15 protein-coding genes and 1 pseudogene are annotated in these 20,759 nt (G+C 32.8%); 3 read left to right on the top strand and 13 right to left on the bottom strand.

Going from position 1 to position 20,759, the window contains the following annotated elements:
• Window positions 1-9: 9 nt before the first annotated feature.
• The 4 genes from AXG55_RS10895 to lgt form a co-directional block, all read right to left on the bottom strand.
• Complete coding sequence (locus AXG55_RS10895; RefSeq protein ID WP_148698150.1) at window positions 10-765, bottom strand: LolA family protein; 756 nt, start codon at window positions 763-765, stop codon at window positions 10-12.
• Window positions 766-784: 19 nt separating this feature from the next.
• Window positions 785-1,273 carry an LOG family protein gene (locus tag AXG55_RS10890; RefSeq protein ID WP_148698149.1) on the bottom strand — a complete coding sequence of 163 codons (489 nt, stop codon included), beginning with the start codon at window positions 1,271-1,273 and terminating at the stop codon, window positions 785-787.
• 81 nt (window positions 1,274-1,354) lie between these two features.
• Window positions 1,355-2,158, bottom strand: a complete 804-nt coding sequence (locus tag AXG55_RS10885) for a phosphatase PAP2 family protein (protein ID WP_148698148.1) — start codon at window positions 2,156-2,158, stop codon at window positions 1,355-1,357.
• Complete coding sequence (gene lgt, locus AXG55_RS10880) at window positions 2,155-3,327, bottom strand: prolipoprotein diacylglyceryl transferase (RefSeq protein ID WP_233231163.1); 1,173 nt, start codon at window positions 3,325-3,327, stop codon at window positions 2,155-2,157. Before lgt ends, AXG55_RS10885 begins: the two co-directional genes overlap by 4 nt.
• Window positions 3,328-3,447: 120 nt before the next feature.
• Here lgt and AXG55_RS10875 point away from each other — a divergent pair, with 120 nt between their 5' ends.
• Entirely contained in the window at window positions 3,448-6,996 is a 3,549-nt protein-coding gene (locus tag AXG55_RS10875; RefSeq protein ID WP_148698146.1) for a transglycosylase domain-containing protein, read from the top strand.
• Here AXG55_RS10875 and AXG55_RS10870 read toward each other — a convergent pair.
• Window positions 6,993-9,218: a response regulator gene (locus AXG55_RS10870; protein ID WP_148698145.1), complete on the bottom strand. Its 2,226-nt coding sequence runs from the start codon at window positions 9,216-9,218 to the stop codon at window positions 6,993-6,995. The genes AXG55_RS10875 and AXG55_RS10870 overlap by 4 nt on opposite strands.
• A gap of 29 nt (window positions 9,219-9,247) precedes the next feature.
• Window positions 9,248-12,106 carry a response regulator gene (locus AXG55_RS10865; protein WP_148698144.1) on the bottom strand — a complete coding sequence of 953 codons (2,859 nt, stop codon included), beginning with the start codon at window positions 12,104-12,106 and terminating at the stop codon, window positions 9,248-9,250.
• A gap of 218 nt (window positions 12,107-12,324) precedes the next feature.
• Here AXG55_RS10865 and AXG55_RS10860 point away from each other — a divergent pair, with 218 nt between their 5' ends.
• A complete protein-coding gene (locus AXG55_RS10860; protein ID WP_148698143.1) occupies window positions 12,325-12,996 on the top strand; it encodes a DUF6901 family protein in 672 nt (223 codons plus the stop codon).
• Window positions 12,997-13,019: 23 nt separating this feature from the next.
• Here the strand turns inward: AXG55_RS10860 and AXG55_RS10855 are convergent, their stop codons facing one another.
• From AXG55_RS10855 to AXG55_RS10825, 7 genes are all read right to left on the bottom strand, one after another.
• On the bottom strand, window positions 13,020-13,838 hold the full coding sequence (locus AXG55_RS10855; protein WP_148698142.1) for a response regulator: 819 nt from the start codon (window positions 13,836-13,838) through the stop codon (window positions 13,020-13,022).
• A gap of 18 nt (window positions 13,839-13,856) precedes the next feature.
• Window positions 13,857-14,249 carry an Hpt domain-containing protein gene (locus AXG55_RS10850; protein WP_148698141.1) on the bottom strand — a complete coding sequence of 131 codons (393 nt, stop codon included), beginning with the start codon at window positions 14,247-14,249 and terminating at the stop codon, window positions 13,857-13,859.
• A 3-nt stretch (window positions 14,250-14,252) separates the two neighbouring features.
• Window positions 14,253-15,470 (bottom strand): tetratricopeptide repeat protein, encoded by a 1,218-nt coding sequence (locus AXG55_RS10845; protein ID WP_148698140.1) that lies wholly within the window; start codon window positions 15,468-15,470, stop codon window positions 14,253-14,255.
• Window positions 15,471-15,501: 31 nt separating this feature from the next.
• Window positions 15,502-15,798, bottom strand: a complete 297-nt coding sequence (locus AXG55_RS10840) for an HNH endonuclease (RefSeq protein WP_148698139.1) — start codon at window positions 15,796-15,798, stop codon at window positions 15,502-15,504.
• Window positions 15,799-15,827: 29 nt separating this feature from the next.
• Window positions 15,828-16,979, bottom strand: coding sequence for a hybrid sensor histidine kinase/response regulator (locus AXG55_RS10835; RefSeq protein WP_148698138.1), 1,152 nt, complete (start codon window positions 16,977-16,979; stop codon window positions 15,828-15,830).
• Window positions 16,980-17,096: 117 nt separating this feature from the next.
• Window positions 17,097-18,086 carry a hypothetical protein gene (locus AXG55_RS10830; protein WP_148698137.1) on the bottom strand — a complete coding sequence of 330 codons (990 nt, stop codon included), beginning with the start codon at window positions 18,084-18,086 and terminating at the stop codon, window positions 17,097-17,099.
• A 60-nt stretch (window positions 18,087-18,146) separates the two neighbouring features.
• On the bottom strand, window positions 18,147-18,992 hold the full coding sequence (locus tag AXG55_RS10825; RefSeq protein WP_148698136.1) for a TrmH family RNA methyltransferase: 846 nt from the start codon (window positions 18,990-18,992) through the stop codon (window positions 18,147-18,149).
• Window positions 18,993-19,028: 36 nt separating this feature from the next.
• Between AXG55_RS10825 and hutU the strand changes: the two are divergent.
• Window positions 19,029-20,690: pseudogene (gene hutU / locus AXG55_RS10820) on the top strand (urocanate hydratase); the annotation flags it as partial.
• Window positions 20,691-20,759 lie beyond the last annotated feature (69 nt).

The raw sequence follows: 20,759 nt of genomic DNA, 5'->3' as shown, positions 1-20,759 counted from the left end.
TCCTTCCCATCATATATTATCCACAGCAATTCCTTGCGGGGGTATGAAATCAAAAAGATCATTTGACATTGATTTAGGTGAATAATTTGAAAACTCAAGCCTTGTGCGATTTCCACTCAACTGCACGATGCGTAGCTCTTGTATGAAACCTGTCTTCACCTGAATAACAGCGTATAAAACTTTTTGTTGTTTGTCTCCCTTAGGAACTAGCTTCAAAAGGGTATATTCGTCATTTTGTGGTGGTGGGGTGTCAGATTTTACATGCGGGGTATTTATGTCCTGGTTTAATTTAACGGCTTCTTCATTTGTCCATTCTGATATTTCATAATATTTTTTTATTTGCGAAAGATTTGTCAAAAGGTTTACGAAGCCAATTTCATTTGATTTTGATTGTAAATGTTGAGCATGCTTTAATTCAGGGATATATTTCCAAAAAGATTTTTCATTGGAAACATAAATTTCTTGGCGGGGTGAAATTATTTCAAAGCGAAATGAAGCAGGCTTTTTAATGCTTAAAATACCTTCCGCTTTTGTGATTTTGTCTCTGAGTACAGAATAAGTTTCTTGTTTAAATTGTACCGAAAATTGATTTTGTTTTGAAGCTATTTTTAAAATTTTTTCAAATTTTTTTTCAAATTGAATATTTGAGGTGTTTTTAAGAGTAATTTTGTTTTCAGAGTTTTGGCAATATATATTTTTTATTAAGAAAAAAGATTGAAAAAGTAAGAATAAATAGACAAATTTTTTAATTTTAAATTTAGACATTTGTTCCCCATTGTCTTGTTTATGTTAGTATTTTTTCAAGATCAGATATCATTCTTGCAATACAAAAACTTTCTGAAGGTTTTTGTATTGCATTTATATTTGCAATATCTTCCAGCCAATTTAAAAATGGTGAAAAATAGTTCATATAATCTAAAACAACAATTGGTTTAGGCGGATTTGTTTCTTTATTATAATTAATGAGGGTAATTAATTTTTCTAAGACCTCGTAACCTCCTGGAAGTATAATAAATAAATCCGATTTCTGAATGAGCTCCGTAGTTCTATTTTTTTCGTAGGGAGTTGACATGAAATTCATATTTCCATTTTTCGAGAAAACTCCCTCGCATAATTGTTGTACCATACCCGAATTGTGATCTGCAATTTTAATTTTAAAACCCTTTTGACTTAAAAATTGTCCTAATTCAAAGGCAAGATTTAAAAATGGGAGGGGTATTTCATTTTGAGTAGAACAAATCACGCCAATGGAAGGAGAATTATAGATTTTCATAAGGTAAAGATCCTCTCAATTTAAGATCATAATAAAAATATATGAAAATAAAAGAATTAAAATATAAATAAGAAAAATATTTTAGATTTTGAGTTCAATATGTGCGCCATACCAAGGCTGGCTTGTTTCATCATGAAAGGCAAATGGAACGACTTTCAACTCGATTTGGTTTGAAGAGGCTACTTTTTTTTGTTTTTGCACTGCTTCTACGCGATAAAAAACGGCGGCTGCAATAGCGGTACCAACTATACCACCTACAATCACGTCACTGGCGTTATGGGCATGATCTTTTACTCTCGTGGAGGCGACCCATGAGGCTGCTCCATAAGCGACAGTAGCATAAGTCCAACTTAATAAGGGGGAACGAGAATATTCAAACATAAGTGCGCTGGAATATGTGGCAAAGGAAAAGGCGTGGGAAGCATGGCCGCTGAAGAAAGAAAAACGATCATCATTTGAAGTAGAACCTTCGGTACTTTCTTTATAATCGTAGAAGGGTCTCTTTCTTTGAAATGTAACTTTAGTCGTTGAGGTTGCCAATTCTGTAAGTAAAATAGCATGAAGCCAGCCTCTGACCTGTGTTCCTAATGCAAAATCATCGTTCGCTAAAGTGAGTCCTCCTAAAACGAGCCCCGCTGTTCCTAAGGCAAAAGGCAGTATTATTGATGCGGGAAGAGTTGTAGGTCTGGGAGTTTCATCTGCTGTTTCACTATTAAATGGCCATAAGGAAACAGAGCGAGGAGTATAAAGATAAGATATGGCGCCGACGAGAGCTCCTTCAAGGGGAAGAGTGTAGATATCTTGTTTGAAATCTCCCGGATTGAATGTCTGCATGCTCAATGTAGACTGTTCCGGAGGCGCTTGTGGCGGATTGTAAGTTATCATTTTTTAACTACTTCTAAATTTATTCGCTTAAAGAAGTTATCGTTTCTTTTTAACCATTCGGGTGTAAATTCAAGAATATTTTTACGAGTAAAATAAAGAAAAATACAACCAGCAATAAGGAAACAGAAACAAAGTAATTGCCCCATTGTCAAAACTTGCCACCAAGGGACATCGGGATAAGCATTGAGTGGGTTCCAAGAAAAATTTGAAAGATAAAAATAATTGATTTGTTTATCTGCTGCTCTAAAGTATTCAACCATAAATCGATACAAGCTATAAAAAATAATAAAACAAGCTGAAAGTGTTCCTTCTTTTTGTTTCCAGCGAGAAATAATATAAAGAGTTAAAAAGAGACCCCATCCTTCAGCTAAACTTTGGTATATTTGGCTAGGGTGTCTTGCGATATTTCCGCCCTCAGGAAAAATAATACCCCAGGGAATATGACTTTCGATGGGACGTCCCCATAATTCGCCATTTAAAAAATTACCAATTCGTCCCATACCTATTCCAATGGGAATAATTCTAACGAGCTTGTCGGTCAAATGGAAAAAAGGAATTTTATTTTTATAGCAGTAATACATCATTGCTAAGGAAACACCGACAATGCCGCCATGAAAGGACAGACCTCCTTCCCAAGTAGCAATCGCTTCCCAGGGGTGTGTTTTATAATAGTCCCAATTATAAACAAAAACATATGCTGATCGTGCGCCTACGAGCATCCCAATAATGCTTAAGGTAATGAGATTCATAAGCATATTTTCTGTTAACATTAATGTCTTTTTACGGATCCATATCATGCATCCGACGTAAACAGAAATAAAACCTATTAAATACATAGTGCTATACCAACGTAAACCCCAATTTATTTTCATAATATTTAAAATATATAAAATAACTAAAATAGCGAAGAAATATAGGAATGAAGTCTGAATAAACTCTAAATTATGGATTTTTTTTGATAGAATTGAATTGTTTTTTTCGGAGTTTGATTTTTCTAATTGATACTTATACTTTTTTATTTGATTCCAAATTAAAAAAAATCCTCCACCAAAAATTACGATGAGTGATAAAATTCCCCACCAAGTTGTGACCCAACTAAAGTTTAAATTTTTTACTTGAAAAACAAAGGGGCTTAAGTCAAATGTCCAATATTGTTCTGAAGGGATCATGTCACAGCTTCTCCTCTTGTATGCCTGGAAAATTATCATACACTAGCTTTCTGTATGACAGTAGGTTGCTTTGATCAAGCAAGCAAGGCATGAATAAGAGTGCTTGATTTTGGAGTTCATATGAAAAAAATTATTTTTTTGTTTTTGTTTTTAATTTTTTTGTCATGTTTCCCTATTTTTATCGGTGCTAGTTATGTGGCTTGGCAAGTCTACGCAGGAAACTATTCCGATTTTGAAAAATCTAGAATTATAGAAATTTTATCAAAAGAAACAGTTCTCTATTATGCTGATGGGCAATCTCAACTAGGAAGTTTATTTGGCCAAGAGCATCGTATTTATGTTACAATTGATCAAATTCCACAAGCTATGAAAGACGCTATTGTTTCTGCTGAAGATGAAGATTTTTATAACAATGTTGGGATCGATCCCAAAGGAATTTTGCGAGCCGCAATACATAACATTATTTTTAGAACCCGACAAGGTGCCTCCACAATCACGCAGCAAACGGTTAAAAATTTATATGGACGTAAGGAAACTGATATCTATACAAAATTTCAAGAAATGATAAATGCTTTTAAATTAGAAAAAATGTATCCTAAAGAGCAAATTCTTGAATTTTATTTAAATCAATTTCATGTGACAGGAAATGGAAGAGGAGTTGGTGTTGCTGCAAAATATTATTTTAATAAAAATGTTGAAGATCTCTCCTTAGTAGAATCTTCATTTATTGCAGGAAGTGTTAAAGGTCCCGAAAAATATAATCCCTTCACTAAAACCTCGGTTTCAGGGCAAGATAAAGCTAAAAAAGAAGCCTTTATTAGAAAAAATTATGTGCTTGATAGAATGTTAAAAACTCAAAAAATAACGAAACAACAATATGATGATGCTATAAAAGAGCAAATTCCCTTTAATCAGGGACGTTTTCAATTTAATGAATTGGCAGTAAATCAAATTATTTCAAAGCAATTGATAAGACCAGAAATATTATCTGCCATAGGAGCAAATAATGCTGATGAAGTGGGTACTATGGGACTTCGCATTACTACAACTTTAGAAAAGGATATTCAAAATGCAGCACAGTATGGACTTCGTCAAAACTTAAGTCGCATTCAAATGATTTTAAATGGCTTTAGCGCGGAACCACAATCAAATTTTATTAATATTCAAAAGCCAGAATTAAATTCATTTTATGTCGGAAAAGTTGAGATTATTGATAAAACAACAGACAAAGAAAATATTAAAATCAGTTTTGGGATACCTGTATGTAATATTGATACCGAAGCTATTAATCGCGTTGCCTTAATTACGGATCAAGCTTTTCGTCGTGGCAAAAAGAAATCATTAGAATCCTTATTAAATAATATTCATTTAGGTCAATATGTTTTAACGAGTGTCAATAAAATTAAACCTGATGGTCAAATGTTTTGTGATTTAGAAGTGCGTCCCCGTGTCCAAGGTGCTGCTATTGTATTGGATAAAGGTAAAATTATTGCTATGGCGGGTGGCTTTTCTTCTAGTGAATACAATCGCGCTATTTTTGCCGAAAGACAGCCTGGTTCTTCATTCAAATTACCTGTGTATTATGCCGCTCAGCAACTAGGCTGGTCTGTACTCGATCCTTTATCGAATATTCGAGATGTGTTTACTTGGCAAGGCAAATTTTATTTTCCGCGACCCGATCATGCTATCACGAGTATGGAAACAACAATTTTAGGGGCAGGAGCAAAATCAGAAAACTTAGCGAGTATTTGGATTTTAAAACATTTATTAGACAAGTTAAGTTATGATCAATATCTTGATTTACTAAATTTTTTAGATATTACAGGCAATGGAAAATCAAATGAGCAAAGTCTTGCTTTAATTGCAAATAAATTTAATGCTACTCCAGATAATGAAATTTACCTTAAAAGTGGTATTCTTGAAAAAATAAAATCAAATATGCTTTCCGATTTAAATATTATTGCAAATTCAAGATTAAAAGTTTTTTTAAGAACTCTTCATTATGGAAATACCTTTGAAAAAGAAGAGCAATTTATAAATGATGATAAAGAACTGCAGCCAAAAGAAAAAGAACTTCGCCTAAATATATTAAGAAATAATTTATTAAGATGGAATCGGACAGCAGCACAAGCAAGAAAGGCTATTGAGTCTTTAAATCAAATTGTTTCTGGTTCACCCGTGACAGAACTTGATCGTGATTTCTTTTTATCTTTTGCTAAAACAGAGGATGATAATTTAGTCTTTTTATCTCAGAATCCTTGGCGTCCTGATATTACGAGTAATTTAGTGCAAGGAATGAATATCACTCCTTTGAGTTTAGATTCGCTTTTAACTTTGATCAGAAGCAATTCGAGTGTGTTAAATTCTTCAAATGTGATGCTTGATGGCGTTATTCCTTTATCATTAATTGATTCTATTAATTCGGAATTGGCAAAAAAATGGAAGGATATACAAAATGCTCCACCCATTGAAAGATTATATTGGAATGATGATTTTCGTTATTCTCTAGGTATGTATTATGCGGCAAATATGGTTAATGATATGGGAGTGCAGCAGCCTTTAAAATGGGTTCAATCTTTTCCATTAGGGTCTAATGATGTTACTTTAGCTGATTTAGCCTTAATGTATCAAACATTTTTAACAGGAAAGACATATCGTTACTTTAATACTGTGCAACCTAATCAATTGGTTTTAATTAAAAGAATTGAAGATGCCAGTGGTAATTTACTTTGGGAAGCAAAAGCAAAGGAATATCAATTTTCAGATAATTTTTATTCAGCCCCTACTTTAAATACATTACGTGGTACTGTCACCGGAGGTACGGCTTACGTCCTAAATAAGAGTATGATTTTGCGCTCAGAAAAAGAAGATGTTGATAAGCAACTATTGTTAGCACAAATTAAAATTCCTGTATTTGGAAAAACCGGAACAACGAATGATTACAAAAACGGAACCTATGTTGGTTTCTTACCTTATCCGGTTGCAAAAGGTGATATTTTATCATCAGATAATGCTTATACGATTGCTTCCTATATTGGTTATGACAGCAATGAACCCATGGTTAGAAAAGGATATCGTGTTTATGGGGGCGGTGCTATTCCTGCTTGGGAAGAAATTGCTCATGCTATTATCAAGGGACAAGATTTTGCAGAAAAATTGGATTGGAAGTATTTAGCAGATAAAAAAATTCATTCCATTCCATTTGATTATGGTTCAGGCTTATCTCAAGTTGTTGTCCCCATTAATTCGGGAATCTCTTTATCCGCTCAAGAACCAGAGGATGAAAATGCCAATGGACAACCTGAAAATCCTTATGCCAACGACTACTCCGATACGGGGCAACGTTTATTTAAAATTTATCTATCAGGTTCTTTATCAGACGGTGTTTTTATACCAAAAAGAAGAGTGGCATTTTATAATCCCGTACCACCTCCGCAAACTCCTGTCATAAGTCTTGGGGTGAGTGAACAAAATGAAAATGAGAAAACACAAAAACAAAATGGTCCTGTGACCCCTGTTCCCTTATCAAGTTTTTCTGAAAAATTAGACAATTCCTATGAATCTAATTTAAATTCTGCTGATGATGACGAGCTTCCCAAGGGAGCTAAACCAGGTGCTAAAAACTATGAATACGGATTGCCTGCACCTCCTCCGGGATTGCAAAATTAAGCAGAAGTTTTCATTTTATTTGCTTTATTTCCCCAAAACTCAAGCACCTGCTTGAGTTCTTTCATATCGATTGGTTTTCCAATATAGCCTTCCATACCAGCATCTAAACAGATTTGACCTTCGGCACCCCGTGCGTGTGCGGTCATCGCAATAATGTGCGGTCGGGTGGAACTTTTTGGATATTTGGCAATAATTCTTTTTGTAGATTCAATGCCATCAAGTTCTGGCATTTGAACATCCATTAAAATAATATCATAACTATTTCGGGTAAGTGCTTCGATAACTTCGTTGCCATTTGCAACAATGTCACATAAATATCCAAACTTTTTAAGCATATTCGTTATTAGTTTTTGGTTCACCACATTATCTTCTGCAACTAAAATGCGTAAGGGAAATAATTCTGCAACACTTTTTTGTTGCGCTTTTATTCCTGGTATTTTCCCTTTTTGGTTTGCTGATGAGTTCTCAATAAAACAATCAAATAATTGAGAGTACCGAACAGGTTTATAAATAACCGCATCAAATTCCTTTGGTATTATTTTTTCATCCGAATAATATGAGTTAGAATTTTTTAGCATTCCAATAAAAATGATTTGTTGATCCAAATATTTTCCAGAAAGATCATGAATAAATTTTTCATAATTAGCATCCTCTGCAGTCATAAGTACAAAATGTGGTGGCATTTGTGTAGGAATTTGTAAGGCTTCTTCGAAACTGCGCGCTGTATATGTTTCCATTTCCCATCCTTCACAACTATTGCGAAGAGACTCTAGTAAGGCATCATTTTTTTCAATAATAAATATAATTTTGCTTTTAATTTGAATTTTTTTATTCTGTAATGATTTGTCATTTTCTTCATTAACATACTCTGGTTTAAATGGATCTGTTATAACCGTAAAATTAAATATAGAACCTTTTCCTAAATCACTTTTTACACCAATATTTCCTCCCATGAGTTCTGTAAGTTTTTTAGCAATACTGAGCCCGAGTCCTGTTCCACCATATTTTCGAGTAGAAGAATCATCAATTTGAGAAAATGATTTAAATAATTTACTAATATCTTTTTTAGAAATACCGCTGCCTGTATCCCTAACTTCAAATTTTAAAATATATTTGTTATTTGTATTGAGATTTGCTGTGACTTTGACTAATGCATAGCCTTGTTTTGTAAATTTAATAGCATTATCGACTAAGTGAGTGAGCACTTGTTGAATGCGAGTGTAATCACCAATAATTTGTTGTGGAACATTATAATCAATATTGTATATGAGCTCTGTTTCTTGTGCCGCTGCAGCTGGCGCTAACAACTCAAAAACATTTTCAATGCAGGTATTAATATCAAATGGAATATGCTCTAGTTCTAATTTATTAGCCTCAATTTTTGAGTAGTCCAATATTTCATTAATAATGACAAGTAAATTATTTCCGCATATTCTTAGAATTTCTAAGTAATTTCTTTGCTCCTGATTTAATTTCGTACCTATAAGAAGATTTGCTGAGCCAAGAATTCCATTTAAAGGTGTTCTTAATTCATGGCTCATATTTGCTAAAAATTCGCCTTTGAGTCTTGTAGATTCTTTAGATTTTTCTGCAAAATGTAAAATTTCTACGTTTCTTTTTTCCATATCGTCTTGTAGTTTTCCAAGACGACAATATTCAAAAATTGATACCGTAAAAGCATGAAAAAGAGCAATTATATAAATATATAATAAAATAATTTCGGCAATAAAATTTGCTGTCCTATTAGAAAATAGCGCAGAATAAATTGATATCAGAATAATCGGAATAGTTAAATAATAAATGGCAGCAATCCAGGGTTCCATTCTTTCTACTTTCATATTGTATTTTTTCTTGTTTTTTAGAACGGATAAATAAAATATGAGCATAGGTATTTTTTCAATGTATGTTGCAATTTTTATTAAGTTTTCTTCATTAGTTATTGTAATGATTATGTCTGTCCAGCAAAGTATGGCAAAAATAGCAGCTAATTTAGAGTAAAATAAATATTGGTTTATGCCACTGAAGTATACTAGGCGAAATAAAAAATATGTTATGGTAATTATCCAGGCAGATATACAAGATATTGTTAACATTATTTCGTAGCTAAAATAATATTTATTAAAAATAATAGTAGTTATCGATATTATTAATAAACTAATCATTAAAGTCTTATTTATTAAAAAATAAGGTATTTTCCATAAAAAAAAGTCTTGCGATATCATTTTAATTTCCTATTCCTTAATTTATGAGCTCACGATTTCGTTCCCCACTTTTTAATATTTTCTTCAAGTATTTTGATTTGGATAGGTTTTGTCATGTAATCATCCATTCCTGCCGCTAAGCATCTTTCTTTGTCGCCTTCCATAGCATTTGCAGTTAAAGCAATAATGGCGGGTTTAGGATTTATTTTATCACTTGCTTTTATGTTACGACTTGCTTCTAATCCATCCATGACGGGCATTTGAAGATCCATAATAATAATATCGTATTTTTCTTTTGTTGCTGCTTCAAATGCTAAAGCACCATTTTCTACAAGAGTTGCTGTGAAGCCTAGTTTTTTTAATATACTTATTATAAGTTTTTGATTTACAGGATTGTCTTCTGCAACAAGAATTTTTAAGTTATCGGTTTTATTTTGATCAGTGTTTTTAATATTCATATTTTTATCTTCTATATTATTTTGAATTTGAGATGGAATATTTTCAATAGGAACCCATTGTGATATTTTTTCGGATAAAATTTGAAATTGAATTGGTTTTGAAATGTAATCATCCATCCCAGCATCGAGACATTTTTCTTTATCACCAGGCATTGCATTAGCAGTTAGTGCAATAATCCGAGGTCTCTTTCTATTAATTGAATTAATAATTATATTTTTTGTTGCATTTAATCCATCCATTTCTGGCATTTGTAAATCCATAAGAATAAGATCAAATTTTTCTTTTTGTTCTTCTTCAACAGCGAGTTTTCCATTTTCAACTAGCGTAGGAGTAAATCCCATTTTTATTAAAACGCTTTTAATAAGTTTTTGGTTTACAGGATTATCTTCCGCTACTAGTATTTTTAATTTTTTTGCAGCTTCAGGTGGAATGAGTTTATTCCATTCGTTTGAAGGGATTTCATTTTGAGGTTGAATTGTTAAGGGAACATTTTTAGTGGTTTCTTTTTGACGAATTATTTTAGTAATTGTCTTGGCAAGTATTTCTGTCTTTAAAGGTTTTGTTATAGTCTCATTTGCAATCAAATGCAGGTCGGGTGTTGCATTTTTTCCCAAAGATATTAAAGCAATTGAAGGAATTCTTCCTGAAGGATTAATATAATTTACTTTCAGAAATAAGGCAGCCTTTTTACTTTCACTTACAATATCAACAATTAATATTCGGAATTCTTCTATTCCAATTGTGTTTTGGGCTTCTTCAAAATTAGAAACAATTTTTGTGATCATTTTCCACTGTTTAAAGCGTCTTCCTAAAATATATCTCATAGTTGGATTTTCAGAAATAGCTAAACATTTTAACCCTTGAAAGTGACTGACATCCAATTGATGTGATGAGGGTTCTTTAGGAATTTCACAGTTTAAAGTGAATAAAAATCTTGTTCCTTTTCCAATCACACTTTCAACCCAAATGCGACCTTTCATCAGTTCTATGAGTTGCGCAGAAATAGCAAGGCCGAGTCCTGTTCCTCCAAATTTTCTTGATATGGAGGCATCTGTTTGGGAGTATGCTTTAAATAGCATTTTTATTTTTGTTGCCGGAATTCCTATTCCTGTATCTTTTACTTCAAATAATAATTCAGCGTGATTTTCATCGGGTTGATCAATTTGAGTAACGCCGATAAAAACTTCTCCTTTTTGAGTAAATTTAAGAGCATTATTACATAAATTCAGCAATATTTGACCTATTCTTTTTTGATCGCCGATGAATTCAATAGGTACGGAGGGCTCAATAAAATAGGTGAGATCAAGTCCTTTTTCAAAGCTTTTAGGACTTACGACATCAATGACGCTTTCGACAAGTGATGATACAGAAATATTTTCCTTACTTAATATGATATGTCCAGAAATTAAATTAGGGAGATCAAGAACTTCATTAATGAGTTTCATTAAATTATTACTGCTAATTGTGATCATGCTTAAAAGTCGTTGTTGCTCTTCAGTTATTTCAGTGTCGCTTAATAGTTCAGCATGTCCAATGATACCATTGACGGGTGTTCTGATTTCATGACTCATTGTAGCTAAAAAATTCTGCTTTGCAATTTCAGATTTTTGAGCTTCAATATGCATTAAACTTAATTCACCCATTTTTCTTGCTAAAATAATAGAAATTTCATGAATTTTATGAAATTCAGATGCAAGCTTTAAGTGATTTCTATATGATAAAATTGAAAGAGTTATAAAAATAGAAATTTCATTTAAAAATATATTTGGATTATTATTTAATATGAGAGCATTTTGAAAACTACAAAAAAAGAGGGATATAAAAAGGATCAAAAAAATGAACTCATTTTTTTGATCGCTTTTAGGTGTGTTTTCAAGAAAAGTAATTAATTTAGAAATTGGAATAATATACGCTAGTGATAATATAATTTTATAATCAATATTGTATAGATTTAAAATTGGTATTATTAATAATATAATATAAATTATATACTGACTTGGTTCAGATATTTTTTTTGTATTAAATTCATAATTATTATTTTTTTCTATTGTATATATTAATGAAATATTTAAAACCAAGGAGTTCCAGATAAAAAAATTTAATAAATTATTTATAGCATCAATTTCTTTTAAATTATTTAAATAATTAACATTATTTATTGAGAATTGTGCTATCAAAATTAATATAATTAATAATTGTGAAAAATAATTTATACTTGAATATAATTTTTTTGAAAAATTCTTTCTTAATGTGAAAAAAGAGATAAGAGAAATTGATGTTATAATATTTCCGATAAAAATAATAGTTTCTATTTTTTTATAAAAAATATCTGAAATATTATAGTTGGGTAAAAAGCCAATAAATAAAGCCGCTGTTATAACGCAAAAAATTAAATTTCTTCGCGTTTTGATACTATAGTTTTGTAATATATGTTCAAAAAGTTGAAACATAAAAAACCTTTATTTTAATCTAGAATTGTTTATCGGTTTAAAATATGAGATAAATTGAGTAATTATGAAGAAAGTAAAAAAAATGACGCTTTTATGAATTTATTTTTTTGATGCCATCAAATCTTTGACATTTTAAAATGAATGGCAATTATTTCATGACTAAATTGTTTCGATAAAATTTTATCAGTTAAATAATTTGTAATTTTAAGAGGTTTTATTTGTCAAAAATAACTTATAAATTTAAATTTAGTGATGATCATGAATCAAAGTATGTTATTGACTTAAATCGAAATAAGGACAATGTAGAAGCCGTATCTGATGTGCCATGGACGCAGCTTGATTTTAATAAATGCGAAAACTGTCCCTTAAACTCAAAAGAAACAAAAAATTGTCCTCCCGCTATTGATGTTGAAAGAGCCATGCATGAGTTTCAAAATATTCTGTCTTCCGATATCGTCAAGACATATGTAGAAACAAATGACAGAACTTATTATAAGGAATGTGATGCTCAGACCTCTTTAAAAGCTTTAATGGGTTTGATCATGGCGACAAGTCTTTGCCCTATTTTAAAAAAATTGAAGGGTTTGGCTTTTTATCATTTGCCCTTTGCTTCTTTTGAAGAAACCATCTTTCGTGCTATCTCAGATTATTTATTAAAACAATATTTTAAATTTAAAAATAATAAAAATCCTGATTGGAGTTTATCCGAATTATCAGAGTATTATGAACAAATTCAAATGGTCAATGTCGCTTTTTTTGAACGAATTAAAGTGGCAAGTAAAGCTGATGCGAATTTAAATGCTGTAGTTTCTTTTTCTTCACAATCCCAATTGATTTCATTTGCATTAGATGAATATCTTGAGAATTTAGCAAAGCAATTTTCGGAATAATATGATGTTTTATGTACAAAATTTTAAGATAGCATTGTTGTTACGATGTAGTAATCATTTTCAGGAACACTTTTTTGTACTTTTAATTGTAATTCGCCGGTTTTCTTTAATGAGCTCGCCGCTTTTGGGCAATCAACGCTAAGCAGTGCACCTTCTTTAAATTGATGCTTTGCTTGAAAGACAATTCCGGATTGGGTGATTTTAATAATCTTAATATCAAGGACAATCGGCATATTTGTTATGGTCGCTGGTAAATCTAATTTTGGTGTCGCAGCGGTAGGGGCTGTCGTTGTCGCAGATGTTGTTGCTCCGGATTGAGGGGCAACCCCGGCAGGAGCTGGTTTTGGAGTTATCGATGGTGTATTGGGTGCCGCTGGTTTTGGCGCATTTACAGTGGGTGCCGTTGTTGTTGGTGCCGGTGAAGCAGCAGGGGGAGTTGTTGAAGCGGCCGCAAAACTCGGCGGAGGTGCTGTGCCATCAAGAATTTTTCTTAATTTATTTTTTAAAACGTGAATGTCTACGGTTTTATGAATGAGGTCATCAGGCTTAAGGGCTGCAATTTTATCTTGATCGAGATCGCCTTTTTTACCAGATAAAAATACGACTTTTATATTTTGTTTTTGCTTTAATTTATTGATAAATTCTAATGTTTGGTATCCATCAAAATGGGGCATGAGGACATCAAGAATGACAAGATCAATCATATGCTCATTTAATATTTTAAGAGCGTCAATACCGCTTTTGGCTTCAAAAAAGGCTAATCCCATTGAGGTGACTATCCCTTTGAGGAATATTCTTGTTTCTGCGGCATCATCAACGATTAATACTGTTTTATTAGCCAATCAATACCTCTGACTTTGTTACTTTGATTCTAAATCTTTTATTTTACTTTTAATCACGTCAGGAACTTTTTTACAGGCAGTATCAATTCTATTAAAAACTTCTTGAGCACCATCGAGTGTTTTTGAAAATCCGATATCTTCAAGAATTTGGCAATCTTCTGCAAGTGCCACAAGTCCAATGAGCCTTGAACTTGATTTTAATGTGTGAGCAGATCTTTCCACAACAGGAATATCACTGTTTTTCATAGCCGTTGTCAGCTCTTTAATTCTTTCAGGTAAATTATCTAAGTAAACAGTCATCAGTTGGACTATTAAAAGTCTATTGGCAAATTCTTCATCTCCATTGCCAAATTCTTTCATGTTATTAATAATATTTTCGTCTAAAAATGGAAATTGATTCGTAGTATTCATAATTTATTTTGGAATAACCCCTCTGTATTTTGGTTCAACGGGTGATGCTTCATTTAGTTTATCAATTTCAAGTATTTTTTGCTGTGCTCTTTCGAATTTAGGATCATATTTTAATATTTGTTGGCAAACTTTTTTTGCTCTATCATAGTCTTTCATGGTAATTAAGCATAAAACTTTATTGTACATAATTTTTACATCATTAGGCGTTATTTTAAGAGCTAAATTATAGCTTGAAATGGAATCTTCGAATTTGCCCATTTCTTTATAGCATATTCCCATGCTGTTTAAGAAACTCGGATTTTTGGGATCTTGCTCAACCGCTCGTTGCAAAAAATCCAGTGCTTTGTCTTTTTTCTTTTGCGCTAAAAAATTTCTACCAACTTGTGCATACAATTTAGGATAAACTATTTTTATATTTATGGCACGCATTAAATAATTTTCTGCATCTTCATAAAGTTCACAGCGAGTGAGCACATTTGCTGTTTCTTCGTAGCGAATTGGATTTTTGGGATTTATTTGAATGGCTTGATCAAACGATTTGAGTGCGGCTTGTTTTTGATCGGAAGCGAGTAAGCACACTCCTAAGTCAAAATAAGCTTGTGTGTACGATTTGTTATTTTGCATCGCAATGCGGATGTTTTTTTCGGCTTCAGGAATATTTCCCATGGCGCGGTAACAACGCGCCATAGCGACAAAGGCTCTCGCTGAAGAAAGATTTTTCAAAGTTATATTTTTGTAGCACTCTAAGGCATTAGAGTATTCGCCATTGATATATAAATCTCTCGCTAATTCATAATCGACTTCAATATTATTTGAGTCTCGAGATTTCATGAGAGTTTGAGATATTTGATAGGATAAATCTTTCATAACAAAAGGTATTCTCAAATAACCATCGGGCGTTGCTTCGGGAAAACGCAAGGTTTCTTCTTTGGTGAGTTCGGGACCTACCATGAGCATGGGAGTTCTTTTAATTTCGACATTTTCTTGTATTTCTGTTAAAAATTCGAAACCGTTAATTTGTCGCATATCTTTTTCACAGATTATGAAATCGAAGTTTTTTTCTTGCAGAAGCTTGAGTGCTTCCCCTTCGCTCACTCCTTCGGAAACATTTTTAAAGCCCAGAGTTTTTAAAGATTTGACAATGCCTTCCCTTGATGCTGGAGCATCATCTACAACAATAAATTGCATGTTCGAAGAAAGCTCAATGACGTTGGAAGCCATAATATAGGGAGCCTCTAAGGTTACGATATTTCTACTTTTCTATTATATCGTTCTTAAAAAGAAGATCTACAGGAGTGTCAACTCCTTTATTTTTGTTACATTCTCTACATGCTGGTACAACGTTGCCTGGTGTTGTTGTGCCAAATCTTGCTAAGGGAACAATGTGATCGAGTGTCAATTCTTTAAATGGAAATTTTTTCCCACAATAGTAGCATAGACCTGATGCACATTTTTGTTGCCACCATCTGCTTTTTTTTGCGGCTTTGACTTTTGCTCGTTCTCTTTTGATGTGCTCTTCATCAGCAAATTCGTAACTATTTAATATCATTAATTTTATGCAGCCTGAAATGAATCAGACTAATCTCCCTTCAGGGTACTTGAAATAATTTTGGAACGAGGTAGTTTTACTGTAAAAGTTGTACCTTTGCCCACCGTGGATTCCAGTAGGAGTTCCCCCGAGTGTTCCTTTACTATATTTTTTACAATACTTAAACCTAAACCTGTGCCTTCCCCTTTGGGCTTTGTGGTATAAAAACTATCAAATATCTTTGACTTAATATTTTCAGGTATACCAGTCCCTGAATCAGATATTGAAATCAATAAGGAATTGTCTTTTACATAAGTCCCAATTTTGAGTTTTTTAACGGGGCAATCTTTCATGGCATCACACGCATTGCTCATGAGATTCATCAGGACTTGTTCAAACTTATTTGGAAAACAAACAATTTCAACAGAAGAAACTTTTTCTTCCAAGTCGACTTCAACTTTAATATTATGGTTTCTGATTTTTTGTTTTACTAAAAATAAACTATTTTCAATTAATTCTAAAAGATTTTTATTTTCTTCTTTTTCACCAGAGTCACTTCGTGCATAATTTCTGAGGTGATCAACAAGTTTATTTATTCTTTGGCAAGCTTTATTTATTTGAGCAAGATGAGTAAATAAGACATCTTCAGAAATTTCATTTTCTTTTTTAAATTCATCTTTAATATCTTCACAGGTTAATTGAATTGTAGTAAGAGGACTTCTGACATCATGAACAATTGTAGCAGAAAGTTCGCCAAGTGCCGCGAGTTTTGAATTGTGCAAGAGTTTTGAATTGAGGCGATCATTTTCTTTTTTTAGAAATGCAGCATTTAAGCATCTTTTTGCAATAGGGATAATATCTGATTTAATTGAGAACGGTTTTTCAATTAAATCATAACAATTATTTTTAATTGCCTTATTTAATATTTTATTATTAATAAAGCCTGTCATTAATATTATAGATGCTTCTTTGTTTACTTCTCGAATTTCATTTAATAAGGCAAAGCCATCTCCATCGGGAAGTTGTAAATCGATTAAGAAAAGATCAGAGTCCTTACCAAAATTTTTAATCCATTTTTTGGCATCATAAAAATTATTTGCGGAATTTGCTTGATGACTTAGCGATCTAAATTCTTTGACAATAAGTTCTCTGACTTCATTATCATCTTCTACTACAAATATATTTAGATTTTCTAAGTCCATTCCAGGAGCCTTTGTAATTCTAAAAATTTTAGAACAACTAACAAGGGGTTATCGGCTTTTTCGTGGAATCGTTTAGAATAGGGAGGGGAAATTTTTGCCAAGTCCATAAAATTATTGTTAATATAATGTTTTTGCTTTGTTTTTGCTTTCTTCAATCTCTTTTTCAAGTTTTAACTTTTCTCTTTCATGTAGATAACGTCTTGTCTCAAAAGCGATTTCAATTTTCTGGGCATGCTGCCGAAACTTCTCGATAATATTGTGAAATTCTGAATTTTTATCAATATTGTCAACTGAAGTGTATATTTCCGTAATCTTTTGCGCACCTTTTTCTGAAATTTCCTTACAAATTTGTAGTGTTTCAATACAGTCCATTTGATATTCGCGAGCTTCATTTAAAATTAAAATAGTGTTTTCTATAATTGATTTTCTGACTTCTCTTCTTGATAAATAAATAAAACAACCACCAGAAATAGCAGCGGCAAAAAACGTTAAAATAAAGACAGCAGGCAAATATTGTAATAAAAGATCATCTGAAATACGAATACTAACCGCTTTTTCTTGAATGAGTCTTGAAAGAATATCTAAATTAAAAAATATTTTATTATAATTTTCTTCCTGATTTGAAATTGTATTTAGAATATTATCAAAATTTTCAGAGTTCTTTTGTAAATTTAATTCAATTGATTTTTGTAATGATATTGTATACTCTGTCGCTAAAGGAATAAGCGTTTTTGCATTTTTTGACATATAGGGGTCAATGTTAAATTTACTGATTTCTTTTATATAAGATACAACGTAGTTTAAATTTTTTCTTGTATCATTTATGAATTTAAGTTTGTTATGTTCAAAATCTTTATTGTTTGTATTATTTCTATTAGATATTATAAATTTGTAAATATTACTATGAACTTTTGACAGTGACTCTTTGGCTTCAAGGACTTCTCTTTGAGCTAAAAAATAATTATCTGTAAGACCTAAGATTTTCTTTTTTAATTGATTGACATATATGGAACCAAATAAACTGTTCATCATAAGAAAACAGGCTAACAAAATAGCTAATATATTAATAAGCCATCCGAGATGTGGTTTTCTTTTGATTAATTGCATACACGCAATACCTAATATTTTTAAAGTTTAAATATTATTTTTTAGTATCGGTATTTTATATTATTTAGATAGAGGCTGAAAAAATTGCCCACTGCGTACAAATTCAAACCAAGGTAAAAGTTCAGGCATGCGAGATGAAATATAGTTCAGTGCGTTTGGGCATGTTTTCGCAATCCAATGTTCTAAAATAAGCTCTTGTTCTTTTATATTTAAATGAAAGTTTTTTTGACTTTGTAATAAACTTTCTCGTAAAGATTGTAATAAAATCCCCGCGCAAACAGAAACATTTAAGGATTCAGTAAAACCATACATTTCTACGGATAAATACATATCAGCATAATTTTTCCATTCTGGAGAAACACCATGCAATTCGCTTCCAAAAATAAGCGCAATTTTTTGATTTCCAATAAAGTTTTTAAATTCATCAGTGCAAAATTTTTGACTTGTAAATGAAGGAATGTGATAGTTGTAATGCTCTGATGTTCTCGAAAAATCGGGCAAAGAGACCAGTGCAATTTTATAATTGCTATCTTTTAATATTTTTGCGCAATCTTCTATGGAAGTCAGGCGTTTGGGCATAAGCCACTGACTTGCTCCTCTGTCAACAGTATCCGCAGCTCTAAAGCGCATTTCGGAATTGGAATATAGAAAAAAAAGATCTAGAAACCCAAAAGCATCTATTGTTCTTATTATGGCACTAATATTATGCGCATGATGAGTGTTTTCAAAAACAGTTAAAACTTGTCTGCTTCTTTTCTGAGCTATATTTTGCATTTTAGCTAAGCGCGTTTCTGTTAAAAAGCCTCTTAGAGCAGCGTTAATTTTTCCAAAATCATTTCTCAAGTACTCAGGAATAAAGTACTGTGTAGGCATATTTGAATTTGTTTTTGTTTCAGAGCTAACCATTTGTTTCCTTTCTCCCCTTTTTTTGTGAGGATTCTTATGTCTACTCAAAATATGATCCTTTCTACAACTAAAAATTTTATTCCTGGTGAACCGGCTCCGCGCGGTTCAAAACTCAATACGAAGGGCTGGTTGCAGGAAGCCGCATTACGTATGTTATTAAATAATTTAGATAAAGAAGTTGCCGAAAATCCTGCAGAACTTGTCGTTTATGGGGGGCGGGGTAAGGCCGCACGTTCTCATTCTGACTTTAAAAATATTACCAAAGCTTTGCAGGAGCTTGAAAGTGATGAATCTCTTCTCATACAAAGTGGAAGTCCTGTAGCCCGCATTAAAACATGGAGTCACTCTCCCCGCGTTTTAATCGCAAATAGTAATTTAGTTGGAAATTGGGCACATTGGGAGCATTTTGATGATCTCGAAAAAAAAGGCCTTATGATGTATGGCCAAATGACAGCAGGAAGTTGGATATACATCGGATCTCAAGGAATTGTACAAGGGACATATGAAACTTTTTACGAAGCCTTTCAGCAACATTACAATGGAGAAACAAAGGGGAAATTTGTTTTTTCTTCAGGATTAGGCGGCATGGGAGGGGCACAACCCTTGGCAGCGGTTCTGACAGGAGCGTGCTTTTTAGGAATTGAGGTCGATCGTTCTCGCGCTGAAATGCGCTTAAAATCAAAATATTTGGACGAAATTTATGACGACATTCCGGCAGCTATGGAAGCCTTAAAATCAAGTCTTATAGAAGGAAAAGCGCGCAGTATTGCTCTTATTGGGAATGCGGTTGATCTGTTACCTAAACTCTTAGAGCGCGCCGACTTTAAACCAAGTCTTGTCACCGATCAAACCTCTTCCCATGATCCTACTTACGGTTATGTTCCCCAAGGATATTCCATGGAACAAGTCATTCATGAAAGAAAGGCCAATCCCAAAAAAGTGGAGCAAGATGCATTAAAAAGTATTGGTAAACATTTAAAATGTTTACTTGAATTAAAAAGCAGAGGTATTCCTACCTTTGATTATGGCAACAATATTCGTGCTATGGCAAAAAAAGTGGGCGTTGAAAATGCTTTCGATATCAAGGGTTTTGTTCCCGAATATATTCGTCCTTTATTTTGTAAAGGCAAGGGACCCTTTCGTTTTATTATGCTAAGCGGTGAAGCAGAAGATCTCAAAAAAGCCGATCAAGCGTTGTTGAATTTATTTCCAAATCACAAAGATATTCAAAGATGGTTATCTGTGGCGCCAAAAAGGATCTCGATACAAGGTTTGCCTGCCAGAATTTTGTGGCTTGGCTATGGTGATAGATTAAAAGCAGGGTTACTCTTGAACCAGATGGTAAAAACAAAAGAAATATCTTGTCCCGTGGTTATTGGAAGAGATCATCTCGACTGCGGAAGTGTGGCCTCTCCCTATAGAGAAACAGAATCCATGGCTGATGGCAGTGATGCCGTAGCAGATTGGGCTCTACTCAATGCCTTTGGCAATATTTCTAGTGGTGCGTCTTGGGTTAGTTTTCATCATGGTGGTGGAGTTGGCATGGGATATTCTTTACATGCTGGCATGGTGATTGTGGCAGACGGAACCGCAGAAGCCGCAGAGCGTTTAAAAAGAGTCTTAACATTTGACCCTGCAATGGGAATATTTCGTCATGCCGATGCAGGTTATGACATTTCTCAAAAAATTGCAGAGGAACATATGAGTCGAGCTGTAGAACCAGACTCTCCTCATTTTTATCCTCGAAATTTATCACAAGCTGAGGTG

The sequence above is a fragment of the Silvanigrella aquatica genome, assembly GCF_001907975.1.
In the GTDB taxonomy this organism is placed as follows: domain Bacteria; phylum Bdellovibrionota_B; class Oligoflexia; order Silvanigrellales; family Silvanigrellaceae; genus Silvanigrella; species Silvanigrella aquatica.
This window is presented reverse-complemented; position numbering and strand designations above follow the sequence as displayed.